The 21,998-nt window shown below is 54.2% G+C and carries 17 protein-coding genes; 8 read left to right on the top strand and 9 right to left on the bottom strand.

Features of this window, described 5'->3' with window-relative positions; all coding sequences use genetic code 11:
* Positions 1 to 49: 49 nt before the first annotated feature.
* Positions 50 to 1,525, bottom strand: a complete 1,476-nt coding sequence (locus tag HMPREF2927_RS05290; protein WP_070686184.1) for an amino acid permease — start codon at positions 1,523 to 1,525, stop codon at positions 50 to 52.
* A 461-nt stretch (positions 1,526 to 1,986) separates the two neighbouring features.
* Entirely contained in the window at positions 1,987 to 3,453 is a 1,467-nt protein-coding gene (locus HMPREF2927_RS05285; RefSeq protein WP_070686182.1) for an amino acid permease, read from the bottom strand.
* A gap of 498 nt (positions 3,454 to 3,951) precedes the next feature.
* Here HMPREF2927_RS05285 and trmB point away from each other — a divergent pair, with 498 nt between their 5' ends.
* Entirely contained in the window at positions 3,952 to 4,758 is an 807-nt protein-coding gene (gene trmB / locus HMPREF2927_RS05280) for a tRNA (guanosine(46)-N7)-methyltransferase TrmB (protein ID WP_070686180.1), read from the top strand.
* Positions 4,759 to 4,974: 216 nt separating this feature from the next.
* Here the strand turns inward: trmB and HMPREF2927_RS05275 are convergent, their stop codons facing one another.
* The 7 genes from HMPREF2927_RS05275 to dnaK all read right to left on the bottom strand — a co-directional run bounded on the left by HMPREF2927_RS05275 (position 4,975) and on the right by dnaK (position 11,790).
* A complete protein-coding gene (locus HMPREF2927_RS05275) occupies positions 4,975 to 6,051 on the bottom strand; it encodes a hypothetical protein (RefSeq protein WP_070686178.1) in 1,077 nt (358 codons plus the stop codon).
* Complete coding sequence (locus tag HMPREF2927_RS05270; RefSeq protein ID WP_083311192.1) at positions 6,044 to 6,565, bottom strand: ImmA/IrrE family metallo-endopeptidase; 522 nt, start codon at positions 6,563 to 6,565, stop codon at positions 6,044 to 6,046. The genes HMPREF2927_RS05275 and HMPREF2927_RS05270 overlap by 8 nt, the downstream gene beginning before the upstream one ends.
* A gap of 10 nt (positions 6,566 to 6,575) precedes the next feature.
* Entirely contained in the window at positions 6,576 to 7,127 is a 552-nt protein-coding gene (locus HMPREF2927_RS05265; protein WP_070686174.1) for a Pycsar system effector family protein, read from the bottom strand.
* Positions 7,128 to 7,546: 419 nt separating this feature from the next.
* Entirely contained in the window at positions 7,547 to 8,053 is a 507-nt protein-coding gene (locus tag HMPREF2927_RS05260) for a heat shock protein transcriptional repressor HspR (RefSeq protein ID WP_070686172.1), read from the bottom strand.
* 3 nt (positions 8,054 to 8,056) lie between these two features.
* Positions 8,057 to 9,034: a DnaJ domain-containing protein gene (locus HMPREF2927_RS05255; protein WP_070686170.1), complete on the bottom strand. Its 978-nt coding sequence runs from the start codon at positions 9,032 to 9,034 to the stop codon at positions 8,057 to 8,059.
* Positions 9,035 to 9,376: 342 nt separating this feature from the next.
* The gene (locus tag HMPREF2927_RS05250) at positions 9,377 to 9,955 is read right to left on the bottom strand and encodes a nucleotide exchange factor GrpE (RefSeq protein WP_070686168.1); all 579 of its coding nucleotides are present in this window, start codon (positions 9,953 to 9,955) and stop codon (positions 9,377 to 9,379) included.
* Between the two features lie 2 nt (positions 9,956 to 9,957).
* A complete protein-coding gene (gene dnaK / locus HMPREF2927_RS05245; RefSeq protein ID WP_070686166.1) occupies positions 9,958 to 11,790 on the bottom strand; it encodes a molecular chaperone DnaK in 1,833 nt (610 codons plus the stop codon).
* 662 nt (positions 11,791 to 12,452) lie between these two features.
* On the opposite strand from dnaK, the gene HMPREF2927_RS09040 reads away from it, so the two are divergent.
* The 7 genes from HMPREF2927_RS09040 to HMPREF2927_RS05215 all read left to right on the top strand — a co-directional run bounded on the left by HMPREF2927_RS09040 (position 12,453) and on the right by HMPREF2927_RS05215 (position 21,915).
* Complete coding sequence (locus HMPREF2927_RS09040) at positions 12,453 to 13,844, top strand: hypothetical protein (RefSeq protein WP_141754881.1); 1,392 nt, start codon at positions 12,453 to 12,455, stop codon at positions 13,842 to 13,844.
* Positions 13,845 to 13,977: 133 nt separating this feature from the next.
* Positions 13,978 to 16,041 carry a pentapeptide repeat-containing protein gene (locus HMPREF2927_RS05240; protein ID WP_083311190.1) on the top strand — a complete coding sequence of 688 codons (2,064 nt, stop codon included), beginning with the start codon at positions 13,978 to 13,980 and terminating at the stop codon, positions 16,039 to 16,041.
* A 173-nt stretch (positions 16,042 to 16,214) separates the two neighbouring features.
* Complete coding sequence (locus tag HMPREF2927_RS05235) at positions 16,215 to 17,387, top strand: pentapeptide repeat-containing protein (RefSeq protein ID WP_005506770.1); 1,173 nt, start codon at positions 16,215 to 16,217, stop codon at positions 17,385 to 17,387.
* A 239-nt stretch (positions 17,388 to 17,626) separates the two neighbouring features.
* The gene (locus HMPREF2927_RS05230; protein WP_070686164.1) at positions 17,627 to 18,997 is read left to right on the top strand and encodes a pentapeptide repeat-containing protein; all 1,371 of its coding nucleotides are present in this window, start codon (positions 17,627 to 17,629) and stop codon (positions 18,995 to 18,997) included.
* Positions 18,998 to 19,198: 201 nt separating this feature from the next.
* Positions 19,199 to 19,678 (top strand): low molecular weight protein-tyrosine-phosphatase, encoded by a 480-nt coding sequence (locus HMPREF2927_RS05225; protein WP_246827363.1) that lies wholly within the window; start codon positions 19,199 to 19,201, stop codon positions 19,676 to 19,678.
* Entirely contained in the window at positions 19,675 to 20,343 is a 669-nt protein-coding gene (locus HMPREF2927_RS05220) for a nucleoside/nucleotide kinase family protein (protein WP_070686160.1), read from the top strand. The genes HMPREF2927_RS05225 and HMPREF2927_RS05220 overlap by 4 nt, the downstream gene beginning before the upstream one ends.
* A 321-nt stretch (positions 20,344 to 20,664) precedes the next feature.
* Entirely contained in the window at positions 20,665 to 21,915 is a 1,251-nt protein-coding gene (locus HMPREF2927_RS05215; protein WP_070686158.1) for a multidrug effflux MFS transporter, read from the top strand.
* Positions 21,916 to 21,998 lie beyond the last annotated feature (83 nt).

Here is a 21,998-nt window from a genome sequence, read left to right as displayed (position 1 = left end):
TGCGCTGATAGCCGGTACCGAGATAACCGGCACCGATAGCCGGCGTGGCTTAGCGTGCCGAGAAAATCTCGGACGCCTCCACAATCGCAATCTGCGCGGTGAGGGTCGAGATTGCCTCTTCGCGGCGTGCATCAGCGCGGCGCTTGAAGACCCAGCCGATACCCAGAATCACGAACCAGATGGGCATCGCGAGCAGACCCATGAGGGTTTCCTCGTTCATGGTCAGCACACCAATGGTAAAAGCGAAGAACGCCAGAGCCAGCCATGCGGAGAAACGGCCGCCGGGCAGACGGAACTTCGACTTCCTGTGGCGCGAGGGGAACTTCTTGCGGTACATCAGGTAGCTGACCATAATCATGGTCCACGCAAAAATCACGAGCACCGCAGCCACGGTGGTGACCAGGTTGAACGCACGAGAGATCGAGTCGCCCGCATAGAGCATCACAATCGAGGACAGCAGCATCACGGCGGAGAGGAATAGCGCGTTACGCGGCACGCCGTTCTTGGAAATCTTGCCCAGGAACTGCGGTGCACTGCGCTCGCGTGCCAGGCCGAATGCCATACGCGAGGTGGAGAAAATACCGGAGTTCGCCGAGGATGTCGCGCTGGTAATCACCACAAAGTTAATGATGTGCGCGGCGATACCCAGGCCCGCCAGAGTGAACATGGCGACGAAGGGGCTCTTATCGGGGCTGACCAGGCGCCAGGGGGTGACCATCAGAATCACGGCGAGCGCGCCCACGTAGAAGACCATAATACGTACCGGCACGGCGTTAATTGCCTTGGGCAGGGTCTTTTCGGGGTCCTGGGTTTCTGCGGCGGTGGTACCGACGAGCTCTGAGCCCATGAACGCGAAGACGGCAATCTGGAACGCGCCGAGGAAGCCAATCAGGTGGTTGGGGAACATTCCGCCATCGTTCCAGAGGTTTGCGACGGATGCCTGCGCGCCACTGGGCGAGGTGAAGCCGACCGCGATCATGCCGCCGCCAACGATAATCAGGGCGACGATGGCGACAATCTTAATCATGGAGAACCAGAATTCGATTTCGCCGAAGTTCTTCACGGAGACCAGGTTCAGGGTCAGCAGCACGCCGATGACAGCGAGCGCCGGGATCCATGCCTGCAGATCGGGCCACCACATGTGCAGGTAGCCGACGATTGCGATGATATCCGCGACGGCGGTGACCACCCACATAAACCAGTAGGACCAGCCGAGGAAGAAGCCCGCCATGGGGCCGACGAGGTCGGTGGTGAAGTCAGAGAAGGACTTGTACCTCAGGTTGGAGAGCAGAATCTCGCCCATAGCTCGCAGTACCAGGAAGATGACGGCGCCGATGAGCATATACACGAAAATAACTGAGGGACCAGCCATGGAGATGGCACGGCCGGAGCCCATGAACAGGCCGGTACCGATGGCACCGCCGATTGCGATGAGCTGGATGTGGCGGTTGCTTAGACCGCGGTGCAGTCGCTCTCCCTGTTCGGGAGCTTTAGGATTCAGGGTGACGTTGTTCTGTTCAGTCACGACGTCCTCTTTTCAGCGGTTGTACCCCGTACCGCATGTGCCGTTACTGGAATAAGAATCGCTAGATCGCAGCAGGCACGGTCACTGTATGAATATGCGGCCATTAGCTTGCGGGGCGTCCCCGGATTTCGGGGCGAGGCTAGGGCTCTATCAAATACCACGCGGCATTCGGAAGTGTCACGCTATCGATTGACGCGGAGTTTTTCTGAGAGCTCTCACAGCTACTTGGATAGTTATTCTACAGGTGTTAAGGGCAAGAAAACAGGATTTACGGCAAAAATGTGACCTGTTTCTATTATTTACGTCATATCAAGCGGTGTAAAAAAATGCCGCCCGGAACGTAAACAGGCAGGCACGAGGGCACGCGAAAGCCCCGCCTCCGCATCCTAAAAGAATGCAGAAACGGGGCTTACCAACAGCGCCGCAGAAATACTACATAAACGCCGCAGAAAGAACAGAAACTACTGCTGACCAGCCTTGTCAGCAGCGTTTTCAATAGCCAGCACACGAGCACGCTTCGCCGCGTGACGGCGGGTCAGAATCTCGTAGCCAATAGCCAGAGCAATGAACCAGATGGGGGTCAGCGCCAGACCGATTGCGGTGTCCGGGTACAGGCTCAGGGCGTAGACCATAATGGCGAAGAAGACCAGACCAAACCAGCTCATGCCGATACCCCAGGGCATCTTGTATACGGATGCCTCGTGGCGTTCGGGGAACTTCTTACGGTAGACCAGGTACGCAATCAGGATCATACTCCAGGTGAAGATACCCATCATCGACGCCACGGAGGTCACCACGGTGAACGCCTCCATAATGCCGCTACCGGCGTACAGCATGACCAGGCTGAACAGCAGCAGCACGGTGGTCAGGTACAGGGCGTTGGCGGGCACACCGTTCTTGGTGAGCTTGCCCAGCGCGGAGGGTGCGGCGCCGTCGTGTGCCAGACCGTAGACCATGCGGGAGGTCGAGAAGATACCGGAGTTCGCAGAAGATGCCGCGGAGGTCAGCACCACGAAGTTCACCAGCGATGCCGCAACAGCAATGCCCGCCAGGGAGAACATGCCCACGAAGGGGCTCATGGACTTATCCAGCTTGTCCCAGGGGGTCACGGCGAGGATGGTCATCAGCGGTACAGCGTAGAAGAGCGCAATGCGGAAGGGCACAGCGTTAATAGCCTTGGGCAGGGTACGTTCGGGGTGCTTGGTCTCAGCCACAGCGGTACCGACGAGCTCAGCACCCACGAAGGCGAAGAGAGCAATCTGGAAGGAGCCCAGGAAGCCGGTCACGCCCTGGGTGAAGATACCGCTACCGGAGGGGCCGGGGTGGTCCCACAGATGGGTTACGGAGGCGGTAGTACCGTCGGGGCTGGTGAAGCTGAAGGCGACCATGAGCGCACCAACAATAATGAGGGCGACAATCGCGACGATCTTAATGACTGCGAACCAGAATTCGATTTCACCGAAGTTCTTTACCGAGGGCAGGTTCAGCAGCAGCAGAGCCACGATAACGGTCAACGCCGGGATGAATTTGGGCATGTCGGGTAGCCAGTATTGCACGTAGCCGGTAATCGCGATGACGTCCGCGATACCTGTGACAACCCAGAAGAACCAGTACGACCAGCCGACGAAGAAGCCGGCGCGCAGACCGAGAATGTCGGTAATGAAGTCGGTGAAGGACTTGTACTTGGGGTTGGAGAGCAGAATCTCGCCCATGGCGCGCAGAACAAAGTAGATGACGCTACCGATAATGGCGTACACCAAGACGATGGAGGGGCCGGTCAGGGCGATAGTCTTTGCCGAACCAAGGAAAAGGCCGGTGCCGATGGCGCCGCCAATAGCGATCAGCTGGATGTGTCGGTAGCTTAGTCCGCGCTGAAGCTTAGAGTGCTCAGCTTCGGAGTCTAGGCCAGTGACGGAGTTGTGGTGCATTGGCTGCTGTGTCACGTGTTTCTCTTTCCTGCGTCGATTCGCCCTAAATTTCACTCGGGGGCGAGTCCGGGTGGTTGGTATTCGTGCATAATCCTGAACGGCGCGCCAGGAGGCGGTTCCCGCGCTTCCCGAGCCGGCGCGGTGCGCTTGGGCTTGTGGGCTCCGATTTCGCGGGGCTTCCGATTTCTTGCATCGCCGATAAAAGGTTATGCAGAGAATGCATAATTTCAAATTTTACCCCCTCATACCCACACAAGTACAAGGAATACAACATCACCAAATTTTTGAGACGGGGCGATTGAGACGGGGCGAGTCTGTGACATCTCTCAACCCCCACCCGCAACACGCCCCGCATCACCCCTGAGCCGCCGCACTTTTGTCTGCGCGTTGAATTTCTGTGTTTCTCAGACCGGCATACGCCCGGCTAGTTCAGCGTCACGCCAGCCCCGCACACTGCGAAACCGCACGGTACAGCGGCGCTACGCTATTCTTTTAGGTATGTCTACTGAGAACACGCAGCCTAGCCAGGCACCCGAATCCACCGAAGAAAAGGCCATGAAGCCGGTTCCCGAGGAGTTCTTCCGCCAGCCCTACTCCTTCGTCCGCCGCGGTGACCGCCTCACCGCACGCCGTCAGAAGGCGTGGGACACCTACTCCCCCACCCACGTGCTGGACATTCCGCGCCTGCGCACCGACACCTCCGTCGCACCCGAGGCGACCTTCGACCCGGTCAAGATTTACGGCCGTGAGGCGTACCAGGTCGTCGAGATCGGTTCCGGTCTGGGCGAGGCGATCGTGCACCGCGCAGCTGAGGTACCCGAGGCGAACTTCCTCGCCGTTGAGGTGTACACCCCCGGCATTGCGGACCTGCTGCTGAAGATGGGCAACGCCGGCGTGGAGAACGTGCGTGTGGCTCAGGCGAACGCACCCGAACTGCTCGACAACATGCTTGAGGAGAACTCCGTGGACGAGCTGTGGGTGTTCTTCCCGGATCCCTGGCACAAGTCCCGCCACCACAAGCGCCGCCTGGTGTCCCCGGTGTTCGCTGATAAGGTTGCGCGCGTGCTTAAGCCCGGCGGCATTTGGCGTCTGGCGACTGACTGGGAGGAGTACGCCCTGGTCATGCGTGAGGTTCTAGAGGCGCACCCCGACTTTGAGAACGTGAACCCCGGCGCCGGTGCGACCGAGGAGGATCCGCTGGGTGGTTGGGCTCCGCGTTGGGAGGGTCGTACCCTCACCAGCTTTGAGCGTAAGGCTCAGGAGGCGGGCCGCCGCGCGCACGATCTGACCTACCGCCGCAAGTAAGCGAGGCAGCGCCAGTTACCGCCAGGTGGTTTCCCTCCAGCGCGCAAAGTGCATATAGGTTAAAGCAGGTGAGGCTCCCCGATCATTCGGGGAGCCTCACCTCCACAGTCAGCACCAGAATTCAGGCCTTTACACATTTTTGGCATACTTATTTTTCTAGGTTGCCCTATTCCTATACCCCCTGTTGCTGCTCCGCTGGTAATTATATTTTCTTCACTATTTTTCTCCTTCTGAATGTTGCTTCAGTTCTTCCATATCTTTCATCATTTCACCCACAATAGGTGAACCCTCATCTTTTGCTCCTTGACCCTGACCAGCCCCCACGACAGGTTTCTGCTGCTCACTGACTCTTTTGAATATAATTTCACACGATTCGCGTTCATATTTTTCAAAATTAATTAATTTTTCCTCGGCATCTCCAATATTAAAGAGCCTGTAATTATTTAACATTTCCTGATTTATACTCCTACCCTTATTCTCAATAGGCAAAAAGTACAACGGAAATCTATCAGGACCCCCATCACCGATTGAACAGCCTTTCATTTCATGAAAACCAAAAAATAAAACATCCCTATCCAATTCACCCTTATTTTTGCCACCATTTAGGATACATCTTGCCAGCTTTGGCGACAGCACAAAAAAATGAGGTCGAGAGTACTCAGCAACACGAAACCCAAGATCAACATCACGACCAATAAAATCTATAAAGTAATCATTTTGAATCTCCCGGATAGAGTTTCTATAAACTCCAAAAATAACTGACGTGTTATCCACCGGGTCTCCTTCTTCTTTTTCCACCTGCTCTTGCTTCTCAGTTTTATATTCCCAGTCTTTACCTATTAGATTCCACGAAAAGTCCCACTCATCTTCTGCATGCAGCAAAAACGCATACCCATGTAACCCTAAATGCATATTACTTTCTAGACCCACTGGAACTATATGTTCAATTTCCATAACCTTTATAAACTGGTCTATATACCTGCGAACAGACTGATAGTCTATACTTTTACTCTCACTAATAGGAATTACTCTAAAATAAACAAGCTCATCACCGCGCACACGCCATAGAACCCAGTCATCTCTTGCCGAATCACCATCCTCAGAATCCAGCTTACGCAACTGCCTATCAAATTCGCGCATAAATCTAGATATACCTATATTTACTAAAGGATTCTTAACTTTTAAAGCGGTAGATTCATCAATGTCAACCCCGCATACAAGCACAGCCTGAGGTACCTTATCCTCAGGCTGTGCTTCATTTCCAGATACATCGCTAATTTTTTTGTCAGCCATTGTTATCCAATAGTCCTAGCGTGCGTGCACGGACTTCAGCAGCCGCGATAGATACCCCAAAATCATTAGCAACTAAATCCAAGTCTCCGCCCCGGATTTCAAAAGATTTTTTAAACTTATTCTCGGGCATCAATAGGCTTGCAGCAAAAACATTTGCTTCATATTCAGTAAACCCACCATAAGCATGATTTGTCCTGCGATATACAGTTTCTCGATCTTCCGGATTCCCATCCTTATAATGAATAAAATAATGACCTATTTCGTGAGCTATAGTGAATTTCTGTCGATTTTTCCCGTCCATTGCAGAGACATATATCTTGAATGAATCATCCGAATCATTTATAACCATTGAATTTCCATTTGCCTCTAGATAACCAACTTCATAAACAGATCCACCTAACTTTTCCACTAGTTCAAGGATATCAAGATTCAGGGAATTATTAGACGAATATCTAGACATAAATATATCATTCAGCCGCTCCGCTACAGACTGCACATATTTCATATTTGCCATTTCTACACACCTACTTCCAAAAACTAGACAAAATCACAATAATTAAAAGGATAAGAACGTTAGAAAAAACTACCCACTGCAATATAACTACGGCAAAAAACTTATTCCAGGCAACTTTTCCAAGTACAGCAATTTGTTCGCTTAAATATTCTAAACATACTTTTTCGCTTACAGATTCCATACACTGATTTTTTTCACCCATTTTGTATGTTCCGTAAAAGAATAAGTTCCCATCAGCGCTGTTATACGATTTAGTATACGGTTGCAAAGCTAAGAAACCAATTATAAAAGATCCCAACAAAAGCAATGAACATACAACCACAGCTACCCATGTATACCATTCCCAGCCACCTCGCTCCGCCATATCAGAGAGAATTTTAGGAGCGAACGTAGCATAGGCAGCAACAATAACGCCTTGAACAGTCAGAAGCATCTGAATTTTTGAATCACCGTGTTTAATCCAATCAGTGAAATGCTGGATGATCTGCCATCTTTGGTCAAAGTCCAAGCCCAGCGAAAGATCTGCGGTCTCCTTAACGACCTTCGAAGGCTTCCTGCACATAATTATCCTCCTTAGTTACCTGAGATATCTTACCGATGAGAAGAACCCATTAGTTCTATCCCTGTATTACCACTCTATCCTGTTCTAAGCCCACTCTGCTCTAAAATTGGTCATTTCGAGATAGAATTCATTCGTTATCCGAGTTTTTCAAGGCGGGCCGCCGCGCGCACGACCTGACTTACCGCCGCAAGTAAGCGGGGTAGCGTTAGTACGCGACTTATACGTTAAGGAGGTGAGGCTCCCCGGTCGTTCGGGGAGCCTCACCTCCTTGTGTGTGGGTCCAAGTGCATGCGGGGCGGGGGTCTACCCTCCCTCGCTTCGTATGACGCTAAGACGCACAAGCCTATATGGGCGGCTGACCAGCTCAAATGAGCTAGAACAGCCGAGCCGTTTAACCAAGTGTAGCGGGTTTAACCGGTTTAGCGCTGCGGCTTCGTATCATCCGCCGCAGCCGGCTGGTGACGCTGACGGTATAGCACCACCGCCGAGGAACGCTGACGCGCCGCCGGGCGGGTACCGCGGGCAATATGCACCACGTCGCCGCTGGTACCGGCGGCGAACACGCGCTCCGCCAAGCCCAGCTTCACCTTCGCATCATCAACCTGACGCTGCAGCGCCGCAATCTGCTCCTGCTGCTCCTCCACGAGGGACTCCAGCTCAATAATGCGGCGAATACCCTCCAGGGAGACGCCCTCCTGCGAGAGCTGCTGAATCTGCTGCAGACGGTTCACGTCACGCTGCGAATAGCGGCGCGCCTTACCGGGCGCACGCGAAGGCTGGACCAAGCCGATGCGGTCGTACTGGCGCAGGGTCTGCGGGTGCATGCCCGCCAGCTCAGCCGCCACAGAAATCACGAAAACCGGCAGGTCCACACTGTGCAACGGCTTGCCGCTACGGGACTTAGATGATGATTCTCGAGATGCCATGGTTTACTTCGCCTTCTTCAACAGATCCTTACGCGGGTTCTCCTGCGGTGCCAGTTTTACGAACTTATCGAATGCCTCCTGCGCCTCTGCGCTCAGCTCGGTGGGCAGTACAATCTCCGGGATGACCAGCAGATCGCCGTCGCCGCCCTTAGCCTTGAAGCCGCGACCCTTAGCGCGCAATCGGCGACCGACCTGACCGGGTGCCAGGCGCAGCTTCACGGTGGATGCGTCGGGCAGGGGCACCTCAATCACTGCGCCGTCGACAGCCTCGGCGAGGGTGACGGGTGCACGCAAAATCAGGTTGTTGCCCTCGCGGGAGTACAGGGAGTCATCGGAGACGCGCACGGTGACCTTCAGGTCGCCGCCGCGCAGGCCCTTGCCGCGCAGGCGGACCTTCTGACCGTCCTTAATGCCTGCGGGAATGCGTGCCTCGGTGTGGGAGCCATCCGGCAGGAACACGGTCACGGTCGCACCGGTGTATGCCTGGACGAGGCTGATGCGGGTGCTGGTAGTGCTTTCTTCGGGTGCCGCGTGCTGTGCGCTGCCGAAACCGCCGCCGCCCATGCCGCCAAAGTCGGCGCTCGTGAAGCCTGCGGAGCGTCGGGAGCCGCCGGCGCTACCGCTGAAGAGGCCGCCGAGCAGGTCGTCAATGTTGATGCCTGCGCCGCCGCTGCTGAAGCCGCCGAATGCATCCGCGCCGGGGTAGCCGGTGTAGCTGCCGCCGCCGAATCCGCCCATGCCTGCGGCACCGTAGCGGCGGATCTGGTCGTACTCTTCGCGCTGCTTCTTGTCGGAGAGCACGTCGTATGCTTCCGAGATTTCCTTGAACTTCTTCTCTGCTGCGGCGTCGCCGGGGTTCAGGTCCGGGTGGTACTTGCGGGAGAGCTTGCGGTACGCCTTCTTGATGTCGCTTTCGCTTGCGTCTTCGCTGACACCCAGTGCCTTATAAAAGTCGTCGGTTAGCCAGTTTTCACTTGCCATGTTGTGTTTCTCCTTCTGCGGTGATGCGCCGCCCTCCTCGGTTACGGGACGGCTTGCAGGGGCACCGCGTGCTTGTCTTAATGCTCTATATAAAAGTTTAGTCTACTTGACTCAATTTTGAAAGGGCTGAGCCCAAAAAATAGCGCCCCTACAAGCCTTTTAACCGCCACTGCTACGAGCCAAAACCCGCGCCAACAACCGGGTAAAGCAGCCCCGGCAGATCAGGCGCGCCAGGCAGAACAGCCCGGATAAATAACCCTGGCAAACAACAGGGCGGGCACTCCCCACTAGGGAGAGCACCCGCCCGTCGTTAGTTATTCAGCCATTGCTGAGCCGACCACCTTACGGTGCGACAGCCACAGCCACCTGAGCGGTACGAACCACACGGTCGTTCACGCGGTAGCCGTAACGCAGAACCATGGAGACATGATCCTCAGCCACCTCGTCGGTGGGCTGCTGCAGTACAGCTTCGTGGATGTTCGGGTCGAAGGCGTCGCCTACTTCACCGAAGCGCTCCACGCCCTGCTTGCTGAGCAGCTCTTCGAGCTTCGCAGCGATGGAGGCGAAGGGACCGTCCTGCAGGTCGCCGTGCTTGCGTGCGGCGTCAATGTCGTCGAGCACCGGCAGCAGTGCACCGACCAGGTCACCGATTACGAAGTTTCGCAGCTGCTCCTTTTCGCGGGCGGTGCGGTTCTTGTAGTTGGTGAACTCTGCCTGCAGGCGAAGCAGGGAGTCCAGGCGCTCTGCGGCGAGTGCCGCATCCGCAGATTCTGCTTCTACGGCATCCTGGAGCTCAGCCTCGACGGCTTCCGCAGCTTCCTCGGGGCTTTCGGCCGATTCAGCTTCGGGGTGGCCTTCCGCTGCGGGGGCGTTGAATGCCTCCTCCAGCGGGTCGGGGGTGATGTTTTCCTGCTCAGCCATGATTACTTCTTCTCGTCTTCGTCGATGACCTCGGCGTCGACAACGTCCTCGTCAGCGGCGGGCTTGGACTCGGATGCCTCAGCCTGTGCTGCTGCGTAGAGTGCCTCGCCCAGCTTGGACTGGGATGCCTGCAGCTTCTCGAATGCGGACTTCACTGCTGCGTCGTCGTCGCCCTCGAGTGCCTTCTTCAGCTCGTCGACATCGCTCTGAACCTCAGTCTTGACGTCCTCGGGCAGCTTGTCGCCGTTCTCCTTCAGGAGCTTCTCGACGGAGTATGCGACGGACTCAGCTGCGTTGCGGGTGTCAGCAGCCTCGCGGCGTGCCTTGTCCTGCTCAGCGTGTGCCTCTGCATCCTTGACCATGCGGTCGATGTCGTCCTTGGAGAGGGAGGTGCCGCCGGTGATGGTCATGGACTGCTCAACACCGGTACCCTTGTCCTTTGCGGAGACGTGGACGATGCCGTTTGCGTCGATGTCGAAGGTAACCTCAATCTGGGGCACGCCGCGGGGTGCGGGGGCGATGCCGGTCAGCTCGAAGGTACCCAGGTTCTTGTTGTCGCGAGTGAACTCACGCTCACCCTGGAAGACCTGAATGGTCACGGAGGGCTGGTTGTCCTCTGCGGTGGTGAAGGTCTCGGAACGCTTGGTCGGGATTGCGGTGTTGCGCTCGATCAGCTTGGTCATCACGCCGCCCTTGGTCTCGATACCGAGGGAGAGGGGGGTGACGTCGATCAGCAGAACGTCCTTGCGGTCGCCCTTCAGCACGCCTGCCTGCAGTGCTGCACCCATTGCCACAACCTCGTCGGGGTTCACGCCCTTGTTGGGCTCGCGACCGGTGAGCTCCTTGACGAGCTCAGCGACGGCGGGCATACGGGTGGAGCCACCGACCAGAACGACCTCGGAAATCTCGGAGATGGACACGCCAGCTTCCTTGATTACGTCGAGCACGGGCTTCTTGGTGCGCTCGAGCAGGTCGCGGGTCAGTTCCTCGAACTTTGCGCGGGTCAGCTTCTCATCCAGGTGGATGGGGCCCTCGGGGGTGACGGACAGGTACTGCAGGGAGATGTTGGTGCTGGTTGCGCTGGACAGTTCCTTCTTAGCCTGCTCAGCTGCTTCCTGCAGACGCTGCAGCGCGATCTTGTCCTTGGACAGGTCTGCGCCGGTGTTTGCCTTCACCTGTGCGAGCAGCCACTCGACTACGCGCTGGTCCCAGTCGTCGCCACCGAGGCGGTTGTCACCGCTGGTTGCGCGAACCTGGATGGTGGAGAAGCCGTCGTCGTCCTTGCCAACTTCCAGCAGGGAGACGTCGAAGGTACCGCCACCGAGGTCGAAGACCAGGATGAGCTCGTCTTCCTTGCCCTTGTCCAGGCCGTATGCGAGTGCTGCGGCGGTGGGCTCGTTGACGATACGCAGGACGTTCAGACCTGCGATCTCGCCGGCTTCCTTGGTTGCCTGACGCTCAGCGTCGTTGAAGTATGCCGGGACGGTGATGACAGCGTCGGTGACGGTGTCGTTCAGGAATGCCTCTGCGTCGCCCTTCAGCTTCATGAGGGTTCGTGCGGAGATTTCCTGCGGGGTGTACTTCTTGCCGTCGATCTCGGTGGTCCAGTCGGTGCCCATGTGGCGCTTGACGGAGGAGATGGTGCGGTCGACGTTGGTTACTGCCTGACGCTTTGCGACGCTACCGACCAGAACCTCGCCGTCCTTGGAGAATGCGACGACGGAGGGGGTGGTGCGGGTGCCTTCTGCGTTGGCGATAACTACGGGGTCGCCGCCTTCGAGAACCGAAACGACAGAGTTGGTGGTACCGAGGTCAATGCCTACTGCACGTGCCATATTTATTCACTCCTTGTGATTAGTGCCCCGCTTCTTCTAATGCGAGGCGGGTTAGTTTGAAAGTTTTGGAGGCGGTCGGTGCTGCGCATGCCGCCCCGTGTGGGGTGGCCTGCGCGACTCCTTGAGCCTCATGTACTCAAGTATGCACCCTCTCGAAGGGACTGTCAATAGAGTTGAGCGAACTTTACTCAACTTTTTTTCGCGGATGTGTGTTAGGGGCGGGTTTTTCGGGGTTCTGGGGCGGCGTTTTGCGGGGGATTTTGGGGTGGCGGCGAGGCGCGAATGGGCGGTTCTGCCGCGGAATTCCGGGGGTTTCGGGCTGGGCAAGGGTATGGCGAGGCGATTCAGCGCACGGCGGACAGTACCGGGGCGATTGGGCGAAAAAATTTTTAAAAAAGGGGTAAAAAACCCAAAAATGGGGGTGCAAGAGCTGCTGGAAGGTGACCCGAGGGCACCTTATATAGGACTGGGAGTGTCCTCATTGACGGTAGGACATCACCCCATACGTCTCCTTTGACTTATCCCCTGCCGAGCACAACCCGGAGCAATCTTTCCGTTTGTGTTCACTCGCCCAGACCGAGCACTCTAACTCTTCGCCTGAGGATGAACCTCTGCCGTATCCTAGTGATGACCATTGCTATCAGAGCAGACAGGAGACCCCTGTGCCACAGAAAAATACACCAGCATCCAAAGGCTTCCCCGCTACCACAGCTCATCTCACTTCCGAGGACTCCAACCCGCTTGCAAATTCATCACGTTTATCAATAGCGCTTTTTTACCTATGGCACTGGGGAAAAGTATGCATTCTTCCATTCTTATATTCAATCGCTATATGCATACTCGCAGTATTTATATCAGACAATAATCTAAGGGCCTTAAATAATCTAAATATTCCTGAACTTATTGTTTATATCTTACTATTTTCAATAATCAACTATTCTCCGGCAAAATCAATTGCAGATACACTATATAAAATACGCAAGACAGCAACTAAGCCGAGAATTAAATACAAAGACAAGCAGGGGCCTAAAAATGGCATTCGAGATTTATTGTCCCTTCAGCTAAAATACACTTTATCAACAATTCCACTTAGCGCTTCCGTAGTTTTTATAATCGCCCTCATTCACAATAAAGACCTAACGAAAGGCGACCTTGGAACGGCTATTCAAATTACAGCAATCCAATTTACCGACAATAAATACTCATGGACAACAATAGTAATTACCTTTATAGCCCTGTTCTACATTGCAATTATACCCGCATTCCTCCTTCTTTCCATCAATAAAGCCATATTAAGCTCCTCAGGGCAAGCCCACTCAAGGGACAACTATAAAAGATCACTCAGCATACTCTTCAGGCTCAATTCAATAACTATAGGTCTTTTACTTCCCGTCTCCTACATTGAATATCAGATATTAAAAATAGTATCCGGCAGGGAAAAGTTTATAATTCTGTTCTTATTAATTGCAATGTCTTATACGATTTGCATTTACTCAATAAAAGACATATTTATCAAATCGTGTAATTTTACGCGAGAACAGAACATTAACTCGAATAAAGACACCCCTGCATGGCGAGAAAAAGTACAGCAATTTATTGCTATTCTACTAATGTCAGCAGTTGCTATTGCTAGCCTAAATAGTTTCATGAATGGAATTATTAAAAATATAAGCGATATTGCCGCCAGCCCTGGAGAAACACTCGATTCCACAAGGTCTGACTACTCCTGCATTTTCTCAAACGACAATAAATCTAAGACATCCATTGCATTTGGGGTAGTTGCCGAATCGAAACCAGATTCAATTCACATCTTTACTCCAGAATACAATCATGGAAATATGACATACGGCAAGCAACACGATAGTGGATGGATTGATTTAAATCCGCTAGTAGAGACTCAAATAAAAATCCCTACTGGATACCATATTGAAAAATTTAACAGTATAAAACATCACTACAATATATCCACAGGAAAATGTGAATACACTGAAACCCGATATTCAATTATTATAAATAACCAGGAAAATCAGAATCGGCCTCCTCGTAAGTATTAAACATTTGTTGCCAGCCCCGCCTGCGTGAGATACGCAGGCGGGGCTTCTTCTTTAACCAGCGCGAGCGCGCCAGGGTGGGGCTCTCCCCTATGCTGGTTATAAGCCAGCACCGGAGCAGGAAGGGCACACCGCTATGAACCTCAACAAACTCTTAACTGCGCTACGGCAACGCAAAAACACCCCGGCGCACAACCAGCAGGCCGGGCGGCGCGAACGCTACACGCACGCCCTCGAACAATTCCTCGACGGGCAGCCCGCCGTACGCCTAGGCGGGGCGTACACGCTCGCGAGCCTCATCGACGAGTGGCTCACCGACGCGTCCCTCCCCGAGCAGGTACGCCGCGAAGAAGCCCAAGCCATTATCGACACGCTGACCGGGTGCATCCGTACACCCTACCCCCTCGCACAGAAACGGCAGATCCTAGAATCAGACGAAGCCCCCGAAGGGTACGAAGGCGACTTTACGCGCGATCAGGAGGCACTACGCGAAGAGCAGCTAGTGCGCCGCACCGTCTTCATGGAGTTCAGCCGCCGCCTCGCCGCCGCCGCCGAGAACAACAAGACTGGCAACGAGGAAAGCCACCACGCGGTGCCGCCAATATCACCCACATGGGCTGATTTGCGCTTCGATTTTGGCGGAGCACCCATCTTCTACCCGCTACAGCAGCTGTACTTTCAGAACGCCGATTTCGCCTCCGCAGCCTTCTACGGCCCGGCGGATTTCTTCGGCGCAACCTTCCACGGTGACACCAGCTTTTCCGCGGCACAGTTCACGGCTGACGCATCCTTCAACAGCGCGAACTTCACCGACTGGATGGGGTTCAGCGCCGCACACTTCGCGGGCACAGCAGAGTTCAGCGGGGCATATTTTGCGGATGCAGCAAGCTTCGCAACCGTAACCTTCACCGGCGAGACTGACTTCTCAGACGCCGTCTTTTCAGCTGCGGCTGACTTCGCGGTAGCCTCCTTCGAGTCCGACGCCAACTTTTCACGCTTGAACACCGCGGGCATAGCCAGCTTCGCGGCGGTCACCTTCGGCGGAAAGGCAGTATTCACCGCCTCCACGTTCCACGATGAAGCGCACTTCGCCGCGTCGGTCTTCAACCAGCCGACAGTGTTCTCCAAGTCGCTGTTCGGCGGGGCCGCGCGCTTTGCCGGTGTAGTCACCAAGCAGTCCGCTATGTTCAGCAACGTACGCTTTGCGAGCGCGGCGGACTTTAGCGGGGCGTCTTTCACGCAGTACGAGGATTTTGGTAGGGCGTGGTTCGACGGCGACGCCACGTTCAGCCGGGCGTCTTTTATTGCGCTTCCGAGGACGCGCTATGAGATGGACTTCCCGCAGCAAGCGAACTTCAGTAACGCGGCCTTCGCGCAGGATGCCGACTTTAGTGAGGCGACGTTCACGGCGCATGTCGGCTTCTACAAGGCGACGTTCGCGCGGGCGGTGAGCTTCAATGGGGCGAGCTTTGAGGGCGCTTACTTCGCGAATGCGACATTCGGTCAGGGCGCGGACTTTGACTCTTCGACGTTCAACCATAGTGCGAGCTTCGCGAATGCGACCTTCAACGCTAATGCGGAATTCCACGAGGCTTCTTTTAGAGGGCACGCGGACTTCCACGACGCGGCATTTGCGGCGGATGTTCGGTTTAGTGGCGCGTCCTTTGGTGGAAACACGGGGTTCTGCAGGGCATCGTTCGGCGGTAATGCGAGCTTCTTTAGGACGGATTTTGCGGGGACTGCAGAGTTCTGTGAGGCGATCTTTGAGGGGTATGCCGGGTTCAGCACGGCGGCTTTCAGCGGTGATGCCAACTTCTGCGGGGTTGCGTTCGAGAGGCTCGCGTGGTTCAGTGAAGCCACCTTTGAGGCAGGCACGGAGTTCTCTGGGGCAACCTTTATGGGCGTTGCAGATTTCTGCAATGTGTCTTTCGTGAAGACCCCGCCGGTCTTCGCGGCTAAGAATGTTGAGTCGGGTGAAATGTGCCGGGCACGGTTCGCTGCCCTGCCTGCCGTTTCGGAGTCTACCGGTCAGGAGGGGCATAACTTCGCGGTGTATGAGGGTAGCCAGCCTATTCCGCTGGGTACAGCAGAGCTTCTTAATAGAACGTTCATTCTCCCTCTCGGTGCTGTGCTGTACGACCCGGATTCCTGGGACGAAGAGCAACAGGATTACACCCGCATCAGTGAGCCTGCGCAATAAAACCTAGCTCTCCCCCACCGTTGGGGAAGCGCCCACACACACGCACAGACCCCGCCCGTGCATCCAGTGCTGGCGGGGTTCATGCTTTTGACCGGCAATCGCCCAAGCCCAGCAGCTTTACCTTATGCTGGGTATGACCCGCCCCTTTCAACGATGACAGGAGAACCAGACATATGTTCCTAAATTCAGCCGAAGCCTGGCAGTTACTCTTTATATGCGCAGGCGTAGTTGCCGGCTTCTTGCTCTGTGCACATCTCATCAACCTAAAGAAGAATATACCCCTGTTCTACAGTTGGATTGGGGCAATCGCTATCTTTGGCGGAGCATTAGCTTTCCTCCTGCCCATCGCGCTCAACTCTGGTTTCGGTAAGGACGATGACGGTCGGGTTCTCAGGCAGCTCATTCTCTACACCACTGGTGGTGTCCTAGGTGTTATCACCCTCGGCGAGAGTCACCGAAAGAATAGCCAGGAAAAAGAGAAAAACGAAAACGACCATACCCGCCAAGTCTATGCTGAACGCCGTAGCCGCTACACCAAGGCTGTCGAGCAGCTAGCTGATGAGAAAGCGACTGTCCGTCTGGGCGGAATCTATACTCTTGTGGGCTTGATTGATGAGTGGCTCGCTGATGAAACCCTCAATTCTGAAGAACGGCTAAAAGAGGGTCAGGTTATTATCAATAACCTCTGCGCTTATATCCGCTCTCCATTTGCTCTTGCCAGCAAACGTAGCGTCCTTGAATCTGCAGATCTTGCAGAAGGATACATCGGAGATTTTTCAGCTGATCAAGCAAAACTCTATGAGGAGCAGGAAGTACGCCGTACTATCTTCGATGAAATCAGCAATCACGTCAGCAAATTCGACGAAGAGTATAGTATAGTCCCAGGCAAATGGAGCGACCTTAAATTTAATTTTAAAAAATCGACAATTTTCTACCCCCTCGATAATCTAAATTTCGAAAACGCAGATTTCAGAAATTCCAATTTTTATGGGGTTGCAAACTTTTTTAATTCAACATTCTCTGGACTTACATACTTTTCAAACTCAATATTCAGCTCAACTGCAATATTTTCAAACTCTATTTTCTCCAGAAGCAATACAAAGATCAATCTTTCTGAAACTCATAAGCCTGAAACACCAGATGAGCTCAACAATTTTTCAGAGGCTACCGACAGGGGACTTATATCATTCTTTAAAGGTTCCATATTTATATCAGACTGCAATTTCGAAAATATTGTGATCCCTGGAATTGGAGAAAGGTTAACAAAATACCAAATATCCAGCATGAAATACCATGAACCACTAAGCAAGCCCACGGACTTTAATGACCCTGAAGCCAACTTATAACACTTTTTTAGGCCAAATATATCTTATATGTAATGCCAAAGATACATGGATTATATTTACACTAAATTTTCTAGCAATACATACAATAGGAAATCAACATATATTAACCATCTATAATATGTGCAAGCAATTCACTTTACACTGAATTTTTGATGCCTCTTCAGGTCACAGATTCACATGTGACAATTTGAATTATTCTAAAACGAGACCGTTTCTCTCAGTGAAGATAGGAGATAACTTTGTACAACGACAGATTTTGTTCAGAGCAACAGGAAAGTTGCTTTTACCGTGTCAAGAAATTGATTCACAGCAAATTTCCCGCAGTCTATCGGTTCTTCTTCTGCGGACCCCCATTTTATATTCGTCATTTCTTCCCAATACTCGTCACACTCGGGCTTGTTGGAGGAGCGGCTGCTCTTTTAATCCCGTCCAACACCGGTTGGCTACGCCAAAGTGGATTATCAGGCGAAGCAGAGCAGAAGTCTATCTCAGATTTGCGTTTGCACTTCCTCTACATCACGGGTGGAATTATTGCGATTCTTACCCTTCTACAGACTAACTGGAAGAACCAAGTCGACCGCCAAAAGGTTGAAGCTGACATCAAGAAGAATGAGGTTGATGCCCAAAAAAGCGAGCGTGACCATATTCGTCAGGTGCAGAGTGAACGTCGTAGCCGGTACGCCAAAGCCGTAGAGCAGTTAGGCGACGAGAAAGTCGCTATCCGTTTAGGCGGCGTTTACACACTCGTTGGTCTGGTAGATGAATGGCTTGCTGATGATACTCTCACCCCAGAAAATCAGCGAAAGGAAGGCCAGGTTATTATCAATAGTCTCTGCTCTTATATTCGTTCGCCTTTCTCTCTCGCTATCGATGGCAATATTATGGCCTATGACGGAATCAATTACGATATGCCTCCAGAAGATTACGAAGGAGATTATAGAGCAGACCAAGCAAGACTTATTGATGAACAAGACACTAGAATATCCATATTTAAAGAGATAAGCTCAAGAATACACAACGAAAATCTCAGCATAAATAACCAAAAATATTGGAATAATTTTTCATACGATTTTTCCAGGTCAGTAATTTTTTATCCGCTCAGAAACTTGTATTTTTCGGGAGCCGATTTTTCATTCGCAATATTTATTGGAGATACAAGTTTTGAATCATCACAGTTCCTTCGCAGAACATCTTTTACAGGTGGGCATTTTAACGACGGTATTGGATTTAACAATGCATATTTTAATGAAGGAGCAGATTTTTCAGACACAACTTTTGAAGAAGGTGCCGACTTCATCAACTCAAAATTTACAGGTTGTGTAAACTTTGGGGGATCATTCATAAATGATATGGATTTTTCAAAATCCTATTTTCCACACAATTGCAAACATATCTGGCAATTTGTAATGAAAAAATATAAGCCCGAAACAAAGTATGGAATTGCAAGTCTTATTATGCCTAATAATGAGGTAGTTACCAAAATTCTTCCAATAAATTCTTTCCTCTTCGACCCTGATTCGTGGGATGAAGAAAAGCAGAAATATACTCGTGTCAGCGAGCCGGCAAAACCAATTGAGGATTCCGATGCAGAGGAAGAAAAAACCAACTAAATAGGCTCACCATTAAAAAGGCCCCGTCGGCTCCACACCGGCGGGGCTTTCGCGTACCCTCGCGCGCCCGGACCCGGTACCGGCAGCACCCGGCGGCGAGCACCTCCACCCGTCATCGCCTTCCCCAAAGAACCGCCCCAAGCACCCACCACGCCCAATCACCCGGCACCCCACCGATACACTAGAACCATGTACCGAATCATGACTGTCTGCACCGGCAACATCTGCCGCTCCCCCGTCGGCGAATACCTCATCCGCCAGCACGCCCAAGAAGCCGGCGTGCCCGTCACCGTCACCTCCAGCGGCATCAGCAACGAAGAAGAAGGCAACCCCATCGACCCGCGCGCCGCCGCGCAGCTCACCACCCGCGGCATCGACCCGTCCGCGCACCGCGCCAGCGTCTACACTGTCGAGGACTTCGACCGCAACGACCTCATCCTCGCCATGGACGCACCCCACTACCTGCGCCTCAAAGCCCTCGCCCGCAACGAGGCCGACAAGGCCAAGATCCGCATGATGCGCAGCTTCGACCCGAAGGTCACCACCACCCACCTGGACCAGCTCGGCATCTACGACCCCTGGTACGGTAGCGAACGCGACTTCGTGTACACCACCGAACTCATTGACGCCGCCGCACGTGGCCTCATCAACCACCTCAAGCAGGAAGGCGACGCGCAGTGAGTCAGCGTATTCCCCTGAACCAGAACCGCCGCGTCACCGGCACCACCGAAATCCTGGAACTCTGCAAAGACATGCTGCGCCTGGAGCACGGCATCGGCAACGACTTTGACATGGACACCGCCGAATTCACCGAATTCCGTGAGCAGTTCCTCGCGGACTTCGCGCAGATCCCGCTGATTATCGGCATTGACGGCCGTAGCGGCACCGGTAAGACCAGCCTCGCCGCGCAGCTTGAGCAGGAGCTCACCGCCGCCGGGCACAGCGTGCACGTGCTGCACCTGGACGACTTCTACCCCGGCTGGGACGGCCTCTTCGACGGCGTGGAGGCGTGGGACGCGCTATCCGTGCAGCTGACCGAAGGTATTGCCGGAACCTACACCCCGTGGGATTGGGAGGCGGGCGCCCCCGGTGAGGTGCGCACCGTCGACCCGGCGGCTACGCAGGTCATCATCTGTGAGGGTGTCGGCGCCATTGCGGGCGCCTGCGAGGTGCGTATTCTCGCCACCGCCCCGGACGAGGTGCGTTACGAACGCGCCATGGCTCGTGACGGTGACACGTTCCGCCCGCACTGGGAACGCTGGGCGGCACAGGAGGAGGCGCTGCTCGCCGAAATCCCGGAGGACTACGCGACCGTGGACTTCATCTACGACAGCGCGGCGCAGTAGCAGCCGCACGGTAACCGCCAAGAAGGGGCGGTGTTATCCGTAAGCGACATCAGGGTGTCCGAAGCGAAGCGAGGACGGGTGCCCCTGTAGGAGCGTGGATAACACCGTCCCTTCTGCATACCCTCTGCGTACCCGTCCCGCTCCCAAATTAAAAAATGTCAAACGTTTAACTTACGAAGCCACCCCCGATTCTGCTACCGTGAACAAGTTGTGCCTCCAGCCTGCGCAAGCTCATCCCCGGGGCGGTACCGCCGCATCCACGTCTTGTAGAGCCGCAGGCGCCGTTGCACGCGCATCACGCAGAAAGAAAAACTAAGACTAATGTCTTCGAAGTCGACTAAGACCTCCTTCGGGCTATCGCCCCTTTTCATTGTTGTTTTGGCGTTGCTGACTGCTATCGCACCGCTGGCTACGGACATGTACCTGGCGGCGCTGCCTGCAGTCGCTGAGAACCTGAACACTACCAGCACGAACGCATCGCTGACGTTGAGCGGGTTCATGGTGGGTATGGCGCTCGGCCAGCTGGTCGTGGGTCCGCTGTCGGATAAGACGGGCCGCCGCAAGCCGCTGCTGATCGGTGCGGTCATCTGTTTCATTGCGACGGTGGCGTGTGGTTTCGCGCCGAATATTGAGCTGCTGATTTTTGCGCGTTTCATGATGGGTTTCGCCGGTTCGATTGGTGCGGTGCTGGCGCGTTCCATCGTGGCTGATACGACTGAGGGTCTGGCGACCGCTAAGCTCATGGGCGTCATGATGATGATTAACGGCTTCGCGCCGGTGCTTGCGCCGCTGTTTGGTGGCTGGGTGCTGTCGTGGGGTAGCTGGCGCGATATTTTCCATGTGCTGGGCGTGATTACCGCGATCATGATGCTCGGTGTGATCTTCGTTATTAAGGAGACCCTGCCGGTGGAGGAACGCTACCAGGGTACCGCCCTGAGCGTGTACTCGGAACTGCCGAAGGTCTTCAAGATTCGCCGCTACCTGGGTTTCATGCTGACGATGTGCTTCGCGTTTGGTGCACTGTTCTCGTATATTTCCGGTTCGACGTTTGTGTTGCAGAAGATTCTGGGCATGTCCGAGACTGAGTTCACGATCGTGTTCGGTGTGAACTCGATTGGTATTGTGCTGTTCAGCGCGATTGCGACGAAGCTGGTTGGTCGTGTGGCGCAGCGTCACATTGTGAATGTCGGCGTGGTTAGCCTGTTGGCGGTGTCTTCGCTGCTGTTGGTCAGCTTCTTTGTCGGTATTTCGCTGGTGCCCACGCTGGTTCTGCTGTTCCTGCTGACCAGCTCGTGCGGCCTGATTTTTGGTAATGCTTCGGCGTTGGCGTTGAACGAGGCGCGCCACATGGCGGGTAGTGCTTCAGCGGTGATGGGTACAGTTCAGGCGATGCTGGGTGCGTTGGCGGCGCCGCTGGTGTCGTTTGCCGGTGAGCATGAGTACCTGCCGATGGGCTTCTCCATTCTGGGTTTCGCGGTCCTGACGGCGCTGGTGCTGTGGACTACGCCGCGTAAGGATTCGGACTACTCGGCTGACGGCGAGAGCCACGAGGCCCCGGCGGCGGGCCACTAGCCTGTTGCTGATTTTTGTGTAGCTAAAGCCCCGGATGGGCGACCTGCTAAGTGAACTGCCTCCCGTTTCTTGGACATCAAAAC

This window comes from Rothia sp. HMSC061E04 (assembly GCF_001813685.1).
Lineage (GTDB): Bacteria > Actinomycetota > Actinomycetes > Actinomycetales > Micrococcaceae > Rothia > Rothia mucilaginosa.
Note: the sequence above shows the minus strand (reverse complement) of the source record. Positions and strands in the feature narration are given on the sequence as shown.

Coding starts and splice junctions, on each gene's coding strand:
- HMPREF2927_RS05285 (WP_070686182.1), bottom strand. CDS start 3,453: ATGCACCACAACTCCGTCACTGGCCTAGACTCCGAAGCTGAGCACTCT.
- trmB (WP_070686180.1), top strand. CDS start 3,952: ATGTCTACTGAGAACACGCAGCCTAGCCAGGCACCCGAATCCACCGAA.
- HMPREF2927_RS05275 (WP_070686178.1), bottom strand. CDS start 6,051: ATGGCTGACAAAAAAATTAGCGATGTATCTGGAAATGAAGCACAGCCT.
- HMPREF2927_RS05270 (WP_083311192.1), bottom strand. CDS start 6,565: ATGGCAAATATGAAATATGTGCAGTCTGTAGCGGAGCGGCTGAATGAT.
- HMPREF2927_RS05265 (WP_070686174.1), bottom strand. CDS start 7,127: ATGTGCAGGAAGCCTTCGAAGGTCGTTAAGGAGACCGCAGATCTTTCG.
- HMPREF2927_RS05260 (WP_070686172.1), bottom strand. CDS start 8,053: ATGGCATCTCGAGAATCATCATCTAAGTCCCGTAGCGGCAAGCCGTTG.
- HMPREF2927_RS05255 (WP_070686170.1), bottom strand. CDS start 9,034: ATGGCAAGTGAAAACTGGCTAACCGACGACTTTTATAAGGCACTGGGT.
- HMPREF2927_RS05250 (WP_070686168.1), bottom strand. CDS start 9,955: ATGGCTGAGCAGGAAAACATCACCCCCGACCCGCTGGAGGAGGCATTC.
- dnaK (WP_070686166.1), bottom strand. CDS start 11,790: ATGGCACGTGCAGTAGGCATTGACCTCGGTACCACCAACTCTGTCGTT.
- HMPREF2927_RS05240 (WP_083311190.1), top strand. CDS start 13,978: ATGAACCTCAACAAACTCTTAACTGCGCTACGGCAACGCAAAAACACC.
- HMPREF2927_RS05235 (WP_005506770.1), top strand. CDS start 16,215: ATGTTCCTAAATTCAGCCGAAGCCTGGCAGTTACTCTTTATATGCGCA.
- HMPREF2927_RS05225 (WP_246827363.1), top strand. CDS start 19,199: ATGACTGTCTGCACCGGCAACATCTGCCGCTCCCCCGTCGGCGAATAC.
- HMPREF2927_RS05215 (WP_070686158.1), top strand. CDS start 20,665: ATGTCTTCGAAGTCGACTAAGACCTCCTTCGGGCTATCGCCCCTTTTC.